Genomic DNA, 9,058 nt, shown 5'->3' on the forward strand with positions numbered 1-9,058 from the left:
AAAAGGGGCGCCGACCAAGCGCCCCATAAGCCGTAAAGCACACAACAAATTCAGTTGGCGTCCAGCAGCGCCATCGCCTCCGCACTGCACGCCTCAATCCGCGCCCAGTCGCCGTTCTTGATCCAGCTGCTGTCGAGCATCCAGGTGCCACCCACGCACATCACATTGGGCAGTGCCATGTAGTTGCGCACATTGGCCGGGTTCACGCCGCCCGTGGGGCAGAAGCGAATATCACCGAACGGGCCGCCAAAGGCCTTGATTGCCGCCACACCGCCGCTGATTTCCGCCGGGAACAACTTGAAGCGACGGTAGCCCAGGGCGTAACCCATCATGATTTCGGATGGCGTGCTGATGCCTGGCAGCAGCGGAATTTCACTGTCCACGCCCGCTTGCAGAATGTCCTGGGTAATGCCCGGGGTAACGACGAACTGCGCGCCGGCAGCCTCGACGGCGGCGAACATACTGCGATCAAGCACGGTGCCGGCGCCTACGCACAACTCCGGGCGCTGTTCACGCAGCACCTGGATGGCCTTCAGGCCATGCTGCGAGCGCAGGGTCACTTCCAGGGTACGGATGCCGCCAGCGGCCAGGGCATCAGCCAGCGGCAGGATGTCTTCCTCACGGGCGATGGTGATGACCGGCAGGATGCGCGCCTTTTCGCAAATGGCGTCGATCCGCGCGGCTTTATCAGCCATCGAGAGCTTGGGCTGTGGGCGTTCGAGGGTGGTCATGACTGTGGATCCTTGGCTCATGGGCACCAGTAGATGTCCAGGGGGTCGTGAAGAAAAGCGCGAATCGGCATTTCAGTAAGGTCGTTGCCAGCCAGCGCGGCGCGCAGGGTAGCGAGTTTGCCCTGGCCTTGCACGGACAGCGCGATAAAGCCAGCACTGGCCAGCAGCGAGCGGGTCATCGACAGGCGCTGGTGCGGCACGCTCGGCGCCAGCAAGGGCAGGCAGCGGCGCGGGCTGGCCAAGTCCAGGCCTGCCTCCAGGTTGGGGCTGGCCGGAAACAGCGAGGCGGTATGGCCATCGTCACCCATGCCCAGCACCAGCACGTCGATTGGCGGTAGCGCGACCAAGCCCTGGTCGGCCTTGAGCGCAGCGGCATCGAGGTTTTCCGCCTGCTGGTACAGGCCAACGAAGCGGGCCTTGGCCGCCGCGCCCTTCAACAGGTGGCGGGCCACCAGGCCAGCATTGCTGTCAGCATGCTCCACCGGTACCCAGCGCTCGTCGGCCAGGCTGACGGTGACCTTGGCCCAGTCCAGGTTTTCGCTGGCCAGCTTCTCCAGGAACGGCACCGGGCTGCGGCCACCGGACAGCACCACGCAGGCTTGGCCCTTGGCGGCAATGGCCGCGCGCAGCCGTTCGGCCACGTCGTGCGCCAGGGTTGCAGCCAGTGCCTTGGCGTCCGCCAGGCTATGTGCCTTCACGGCCGCTGGCAGTTTCAGTTCAGATATCCCCATACCACGCCCTCCCATCGCGTGTAATCAGTGCAATCGAGCTCATCGGCCCCCAGGAGCCCGCAGCGTAAGGCTTGGGCGCATCGCCCGCGTTACGCCAGCCGGCGATCAACTGGTCGCACCACTTCCAGGCATACTCGATTTCGTCCTTGCGCACGAACAGGTTCTGGTTGCCGCGCATCACTTCGAGCAAAAGCCGCTCGTAGGCATCCGGAATTCTTGCGCTGCGCCAGGTGTCGGAAAAATTCAATTGCAAAGGGCCACTGCGCAGTTGCATGCCCTTGTCCAGGCCTTGCTCCTTGGTCATCACCCGTAAAGAAATGCCTTCGTCCGGTTGCAGGCGGATGATCAGCTTGTTACCGATCTGCAAACGCTGTTCCGGGGCGAAGATGTAGTGCGGCGTTTCCTTGAAGTGGATGACGATCTGCGACAGCTTCTGCGGCATGCGCTTGCCGGTTCGCAGGTAGAACGGCACACCCGACCAGCGCCAGTTACGGATGTCGGCGCGCAGGGCAACGAACGTTTCGGTGTCGCTCTGGGCGTTGGCGTTGTCTTCTTCCAGGTAACCAGGCACCGGTTTGCCTTCGCTGTAGCCGGCAATGTACTGGCCGCGCACCACACGGGTGCTCAGGCCGTCGCCGGTGATCGGTGCCAGGGCCTTGAGCACTTTCACCTTTTCGTCGCGAATGGCATCGGCGGACAGCTCGCTGGGCGGGTCCATGGCGATCAGGCACAGCAGCTGCAGCAGGTGGTTCTGAATCATGTCGCGCAGCTGGCCGGCCTTGTCGAAATAACCCCAACGGCCTTCGATACCGACCTTTTCCGCGACGGTTATCTCCACGTGGGAGATGGAATTCTGGTTCCACTGGGTTTCGAACAGGCTGTTGGCGAAGCGCAGGGCAATGAGGTTTTGCACGGTCTCTTTGCCCAGGTAGTGGTCGATGCGGTAGACCCGGTTTTCAGGGAAGAAGCGCGCCACGGCATCGTTGACCCGGCGCGACGACTCAAGGTCGTGGCCGATGGGCTTTTCCAGTACCACGCGCGTGCGCGGGGCCAACCCGACCTTGTCGAGGTTTTCGCAAATGGCCCCGTACACCACTGCCGCGGTGGCGAAGTAAGCGATCAACGGCTGCTCGCCGGGCAGTTGCTCGGCCAGGGCCTGGTAGCCCTCGGGCTGAAGGAAGTCCAGGTGCTGATAGCTCAGCCGGGCAAGGAAGCGCCCCAGCGAAGCAGGCTCGATATCGGCTTCGGGCACATGCCGGCGCAAGTGCGCCTCGATGGTGTCCAGATGCACCTGCGCACTGCCGGCCTCGCGGGCCAAGGCCAGCAGGCGGGTGTCCGGATGCAGCAAGTTGGCCCGGTCGAGCTGGTAGAGCGCAGGAAACAGCTTGCGCAATGCCAGGTCGCCGAGGGCGCCAAACAGGGCAAAGGTGCAAGGTTCGACACTGATCGCAGCCATGATGTTGGTTCTTTCCTAAAGTTGGTCTAGGAATACCGCTTTCACATACGGTTTTCAAGGGATAATGTAGTAAAAACCACAACATTACACACAAGTGTTACAGACAAGTGGTACGCCAACCGCACCGACAGTACGATAGACGACCGTGCAAAAAGCCTGCTGCTTGCGCAGCCGGCTGTCTTCCCGACCCAAGGACACACCCATGGACCGCGTGCGAAACCTCCTGGAACAGATCCAGGGACGCCTCGACGAGCTGAACAAGGCCGAACGCAAAGTCGCCGAAGTCATCTTGCTCAACCCGCAACAAGCCACTCGTTTCAGCATCGCTGCTCTGGCCCAGGCGGCCAAGGTCAGCGAACCGACCGTCAACCGCTTCTGCCGCTCGTTTGGCGTCAGCGGCTACCCGGAACTCAAGCTGCAACTGGCGCAGAGCCTGGCCAGCGGCGCCGCCTATGTCAGCCGCGCGGTAGAAGCCGACGATGACCCGGCAGCCTACACCCAGAAGATCTTCGCCAGTGCCATCGCCTCGCTCGACGGCGCTTGCCAGCAACTGGACCCGCAGCAGGTCAGCCGTGCGGTGGACATGATGATCCAGGCCCGACAGATCCACTTCTTCGGCCTAGGCGCCTCGGCCCCGGTGGCCCTGGATGCGCAGCACAAGTTCTTCCGCTTCAACCTGGCGGTGTCAGCCCATGCCGACGTGCTGATGCAGCGCATGCTGGCCTCGGTGGCGCACACCGGCGACCTGTTCGTGATCATTTCCTACACCGGGCGCACCCGCGAACTGGTCGAAGTGGCGCGCCTGGCACGCGAAAACGGCGCCTCGGTGCTGGGCCTGACCGCCGCAGGCTCGCCACTGGCCAATGCCTGCAGCCTGAGCCTGCACATCCCACTGCCGGAAGACACCGACATCTACATGCCGATGACCTCGCGGATCATCCAGCTGACCGTGCTCGATGTGCTGGCCACCGGCATGACCCTGCGCCGCGGCGTGGACTTCCAGCCGCACCTGCGCAAGATCAAGGAAAGCCTCAACGCCAGCCGCTACCCGATCGAGGACGACGAACTCAACTGAGCCGGTGCGCCTGCAAGCGCAAGTGCGCACGCTGGCCCGGCGCCAGGCTCAGGCCCTCGCCGCTGCCGCTGGCGGCCTCGACACAAACGAAACGCTGGCTCTCGCGCCCACTCACGCCCATCAGCGGGCGGTTGCCGGGGTGCCAGACCACGGTGTCGTCGCTGTCACCCGTGTCGATGCACAGCTCGCGCTGCCACGCCGGGTCCTGCAGCTGCACCCGAGGCGTGCTCGGGTAGACCTTCTGGCAGCCGCCCTTGAGCTTCAGCGCACCCTCCTCACGGCAGGCCTGGCGGTTGAGGCGGTCGTAGCCTTCGATATCCTCTAGCCCAGACAGCGCTATCTCGGACACGTCACTGATGCGCCAATAGGCCAGCAGCGCATGGCTCAACTGGCACGGTTCGCTGTCTTGATGCTCGGTACTCAGGCTCAGTTCCATGCGGCTGCCCAGGCGAGCATGCAGGTCGACCTGCCAGTCGCACAGGTCCAGCCGCCATTTCAGGCTCACGCCTTCCTCGTCCTCGCGGCTGTCCACCAGCTTCCAATCCAGCAGGCGTGCCCAACCGTGGGCCGGCCACAGGTCTTCGCTGGGGTGGCGGCCATACCACGGCCAGCACACCGGCACCCCACCCCGAATCGCCCCTACCTGCGGCCACTGCTCGGCGCACCACAGCCACGGCCGCTCACCGGCCGGTTGAAAGTGCAGCAACTGCGCACCCTGGCGGCTGAATACCGCCTGGCAACGGGGATGATCGATGATCAGCACATCGCGCTGCTGGTAACGCTCCCACTCAAATGTCGGCCTTGGCCGCTGCGAGGAAAAGAAGCGATGGAGCGGATGTTCGGGCATGGTTCAGAGCTCTTGTTGTTTGAGATAGCGCTGTCTCGGCCTATTCCCGACAACCACTGCAGGCCAGTGGGTGCCGGGAACCGAAAATGGATTGGCGTAAATTTACAACAAATGCCCTCAGAATGACGACTGAATCTTCAAACCTGCGACCAGCGCGTTGTCCACCTGGTCTACCCCGCCGGGGCTTTTGATGTACTGCAGGTTGGGCCGCACGGTGAGCCAGTTGGTGACGTGGAAGCCGTAATAGAGCTCGGCGTTGTACTCGGTGCGTTGCAGCGGCACGAAGCCTGGGTTGTCGTAATCGTTGATGCCACTCTGGGCGTTCAGCAGTTCAGCGCGCTTTTTCACGTCGTCATTTACATGAATACGCGCCACGCCAAAGCCGATGTCATCCTTGGGCCGGGCGTCGAAGGCGCCTTTGTAGACCAGCCCCACCTGCTGGTAGTTGTCGACCACGTTGGTGGCCTTGTCGTGCACGGTGAAGTTCGCGAACAGGCTCAGGCCACGGTTGACGTCGCCACCGTGAGCGGTGACTTGCTGCTGCGCCACCACCCACCAGCCGTGCTTGCTGGAATGCGACTTGAAGGCCTCGCCGCTGAGCGCCTGCGGGTTGCCGTTGACGTCGTCAAACACATCGTCGGCCTTGGCCGTGCTGTAGTAGTAGCCCAGGCGGTACTCACCAGGCAGGCCGTTGACCTTGGGTGACCACACCGCTTCCACCGGCAAGATCGCCCCCTTGGTACCACTGCCGCTGAGCTTGAAGCCGTTGCCGGTTTCCAGGTTGGAAGGGTTCTGCTCGAAAGCGCCGACCTGCACGAAGAATTCCGGGGTGATGTTGTATTTCACCCGCAGCGCCCACTGGCTGACCGGCCAGTTGTACCAGATGCCGCCGACCCAGTTGCCCACCTGCGAGCCACAGAAGGCCAGGTTCTGGAAATCGCAAGGGAAGCTGTTGAAGTCCTCGCCCTCGCCGAAGCGGCCGAATTTGACGTCCAGTGCGCCGTCGAAGTACTTCTGCTTGACCCACATCTGCGTCAAGCGCCAGGTCTGACCACGACCCCACACCTCCTGCACCGAGCTGAACTGCCCAGCGCGTGGGTCGCTGATGCGGTCATTGGACAGGTTGCGGCCGCTGCGCTCGGTGATCGCCAGCTTGAACTCGGCATCGTGCCAGCCAAGTATTTTCTGCAAGTCCAGGTGCGCGCCGAGGGCGAACTGGTCGCTGTAGCGGGCGGTCTTGTCGTCGTTGTAGCCGCCGTGCAGGTTGCCGGCTACCTCGCCGACATAGTCGAGGGTGAAGTCGTAGCCCTTTTCCAGCAGCTCGGTACGGGTGCCGCCCCAGTCGCCAGTCATCCATTTCGACTCACTGGAAAAAGCCTCGGCGGCCTGCACGCCGCCGCTGCCGACAACGGCGAGCAAGGCCAGCGAGCCCAATGTGCTGATGCGTTTGCGCTGTTCCATCCCTTTGCGTCCTCTTTTTTCTTATTGATGGTGTAGACGATTCAACGGCCTTTGAAGTGAGCCACGTTGTCCTTTGCGGTTGCCCCAGTGCTGGCCAGGTGCACGCGTTCGCCGCTTTCGGCGTCGAACAGCAGCACCCGAGCCGGGTCGAATTGCAGGTTCAGGGTGTCACCCACCCGGCACGCCACATCCGGCGCCAGGCGGCAGCACACCTTGGTCTGGTTGAGGGTGACGAACACCAGCAGGTCCGGCCCGGTGGGCTCGGTAACCTGCACCTCGGCGCGAATGCCCGGCAGGCCATTGCCCTCTGCGGTGCCCAGGGCGATCTGCTCAGGGCGGATACCCAGAATGATCTCGCGACCGTCCAGCTCGTCGGCAGCCAACCCCAACGGCAGCTCGCAACGTGCCTGGCCACTGTCGAGCAGCGCCAGCACGCGGCCATCCTGCTTGGCCAGGCGCACCGGTATGAAGTTCATTGGCGGCGAACCAATGAAGCTGGCGACGAACTGGTTGGCCGGGTCGTTGTAGATCTGCTGCGGGGTACCGAACTGCTGGATGATGCCGTCCTTCATCACCGCCACCTTGTCGCCCAGGGTCATGGCCTCGATCTGGTCATGGGTGACGTAGACGGTCGTGGTCTTCAGGCGCTGGTGCATCAGCTTCATTTCGGTGCGCATCTCGACCCGCAGCTTGGCGTCGAGGTTGGACAAAGGTTCATCGAACAGGTAGATCTTCGGCCGCCGCGCCAGCGCCCGCCCCATGGCCACACGCTGCTGCTGGCCACCGGACAACTGCGCCGGCTTGCGCGCCAGCAGGTGCTCTATCTGCAGCAGCTTGGCCACCCGCGCCACTTCCTCGTCGATGGCGGCCTGGGGCAGCTTGCGGATTTTCAGACCAAACTCGATGTTCTCGCGCACGCTCATGGTCGGGTACAGCGCATAGGACTGGAACACCATGGCGATGTCGCGGTCCTTGGGGCTCATGCCACTGACGTCCTGCTCGTCGATGAGGATCGCGCCACCGGTGATCTGCTCAAGGCCGGCGATGCAGTTCATCAAGGTGGACTTGCCGCAGCCCGAAGGGCCGACCAGGATCAGGAATTCGCCGTCCCTGATCGACAGCTGGATGTCCTTGAGGGTGTCCGGCAGGCCGCTGCCGTAAGTCTTGTTCACATTGCGAAGTTCGAGCGTTGCCATGGCTTACCCCTTGACCGCGCCGGCTGTCAGCCCGCGCACGAAATATTTGCCTGCCACCACGTAGACCAGCAGGGTTGGCAGGCCGGCGATCATCGCTGCCGCCATGTCCACGTTGTATTCCTTGGCCCCGGTGCTGGTGTTGACCAGGTTGTTCAGGGCCACGGTGATCGGTTGCGAGTCGCCACTGGAGAACACCACGCCGAACAGGAAGTCGTTCCAGATCTGGGTGAACTGCCAGATCAAGCAAACCATGATGATCGGCGTCGACATGGGCAGGATGATGCGGCGGAAGATGGTGAAGAACCCAGCACCGTCCAAGCGCGCGGCCTTGACCAGCGCATCGGGAATGCTCACGTAGAAGTTGCGAAAGAACAGCGTGGTGAAGGCCAGGCCGTAGACCACGTGCACCAACACCAGGCCGCTGGTGGTGCTGGCCAGGCCGAGCTTGCCGAGGGTGAACGAGGCTGGCAGCAGCACGGTCTGGAACGGCAGGAAGCAGCCGAACAGCAGCAGGCCGAAAAACAGCTGCGAGCCACGAAAACGCCACATCGACAGCACATAGCCGTTCAGCGCACCGATGATGGTGGAGATCAGCACCGCTGGCACGGTGATCATGATCGAATTCCAGAAGTAACCGCTGACCGTGCCCCAGGCCTTGACCCAGCCAATGCCGGTAATCACCGCGGGCCAACTCAGCAGGTTGCCGGTACTGATGTCTTCGGGGGTCTTGAAGCTGGTCAGCAGCATCACCACCAGCGGCACCAGGTACAGCACCACAGCGATCAGCAACACCGCGTGTATGGCAATGCGGCTCAGGCTGAGCGCTGGTTTGTCGACAGGGCTATGCATGGCGTTTGCTCCGCAGCTCCGAATACAGGTAAGGCACGAGGATCGCCAGGATCGCCCCGAGCATCAGGATGGCGCTGGCCGACCCCATGCCCATCTGGCCGCGGCTGAAGGTGAACGAGTACATGAACATCGCCGGCAGGTCGGACGAGTAACCCGGGCCACCGGCCGTCATTGCCGCCACCAAGTCGAAACTCTTGATGGCAATGTGCGAAAGGATCATCAGTGCACTGAAAAACACCGGGCGCAGGCTAGGCAGCACCACGGTCCAGTAGATGCGCGGCAGGCTGGCGCCATCCATTTGCGCTGCGCGGATGATCGACGGGTCGACCCCGCGCAGGCCGGCAAGGAACATCGCCATGATGAAGCCCGAGGCCTGCCACACGGCCGCAATCACCAGGCAGTACACCACCCGGTCAGGGTCGATCAGCCAGTCCAGGCGAAAGCCCTCCCAGCCCCAGTCGCGCAGTAGCTTGTCCAGGCCCATGCCGGGGTTGAGCAACCACTTCCAGGCGGTGCCAGTCACGATCATGGACAGTGCCATGGGGTACAGGTAAAGGGTGCGGATAAAACCCTCGCGGCGTATGCGCTGGTCCAGCAGCACCGCCAGCAGCACGCCGATAACCAAGCTGATGGCAATGAACAGGCCGCCAAACACCAGCAGGTTCTTGCTTGCCACCCACCAGCGGTCGTTGTCGAACAGCCGGGCGTATTG

At 62.9% G+C, this 9,058-nt stretch carries 9 protein-coding genes; 1 reads left to right on the top strand and 8 read right to left on the bottom strand.

Annotated features, from left to right (window positions below):
* Positions 1 to 50 precede the first annotated feature (50 nt).
* From APH35_RS24525 to zwf, 3 genes are read right to left on the bottom strand one after another with little or no spacing between them, the layout of a single operon-like run.
* Positions 51 to 731, bottom strand: coding sequence for a bifunctional 4-hydroxy-2-oxoglutarate aldolase/2-dehydro-3-deoxy-phosphogluconate aldolase (locus APH35_RS24525; RefSeq protein ID WP_012270716.1), 681 nt, complete (start codon positions 729 to 731; stop codon positions 51 to 53).
* Between the two features lie 17 nt (positions 732 to 748).
* On the bottom strand, positions 749 to 1,462 hold the full coding sequence (gene pgl, locus APH35_RS24530) for a 6-phosphogluconolactonase (protein WP_012270715.1): 714 nt from the start codon (positions 1,460 to 1,462) through the stop codon (positions 749 to 751).
* Positions 1,449 to 2,918 carry a glucose-6-phosphate dehydrogenase gene (gene zwf, locus APH35_RS24535; protein ID WP_012270714.1) on the bottom strand — a complete coding sequence of 490 codons (1,470 nt, stop codon included), beginning with the start codon at positions 2,916 to 2,918 and terminating at the stop codon, positions 1,449 to 1,451. Before zwf ends, pgl begins: the two co-directional genes overlap by 14 nt.
* Before the next feature lie 211 nt (positions 2,919 to 3,129).
* Between zwf and hexR the strand changes: the two genes are divergently transcribed.
* Positions 3,130 to 3,993: a DNA-binding transcriptional regulator HexR gene (gene hexR, locus APH35_RS24540; protein WP_169725179.1), complete on the top strand. Its 864-nt coding sequence runs from the start codon at positions 3,130 to 3,132 to the stop codon at positions 3,991 to 3,993.
* Here the strand turns inward: hexR and APH35_RS24545 are convergent.
* From APH35_RS24545 to APH35_RS24565, 5 genes are all read right to left on the bottom strand, one after another.
* Complete coding sequence (locus APH35_RS24545) at positions 3,986 to 4,840, bottom strand: D-hexose-6-phosphate mutarotase (RefSeq protein WP_060494480.1); 855 nt, start codon at positions 4,838 to 4,840, stop codon at positions 3,986 to 3,988. The two genes, hexR and APH35_RS24545, sit on opposite strands and share 8 nt — an antisense overlap.
* Positions 4,841 to 4,957: 117 nt before the next feature.
* A complete protein-coding gene (locus APH35_RS24550) occupies positions 4,958 to 6,301 on the bottom strand; it encodes a carbohydrate porin (protein ID WP_012270711.1) in 1,344 nt (447 codons plus the stop codon).
* 41 nt (positions 6,302 to 6,342) lie between these two features.
* Positions 6,343 to 7,497, bottom strand: coding sequence for an ABC transporter ATP-binding protein (locus APH35_RS24555; RefSeq protein ID WP_060515672.1), 1,155 nt, complete (start codon positions 7,495 to 7,497; stop codon positions 6,343 to 6,345).
* Between the two features lie 3 nt (positions 7,498 to 7,500).
* Entirely contained in the window at positions 7,501 to 8,346 is an 846-nt protein-coding gene (locus APH35_RS24560; RefSeq protein ID WP_012270709.1) for a carbohydrate ABC transporter permease, read from the bottom strand.
* Positions 8,339 to 9,058: carbohydrate ABC transporter permease (locus tag APH35_RS24565; RefSeq protein WP_060515673.1), on the bottom strand; the 720-nt coding region annotated here is incomplete at its 5' end. The genes APH35_RS24560 and APH35_RS24565, both read right to left, overlap by 8 nt.

The organism is Pseudomonas sp. NBRC 111132 (genome assembly GCF_001320565.1).
In the GTDB taxonomy this organism is placed as follows: Bacteria; Pseudomonadota; Gammaproteobacteria; order Pseudomonadales; family Pseudomonadaceae; genus Aquipseudomonas; species Aquipseudomonas putida_P.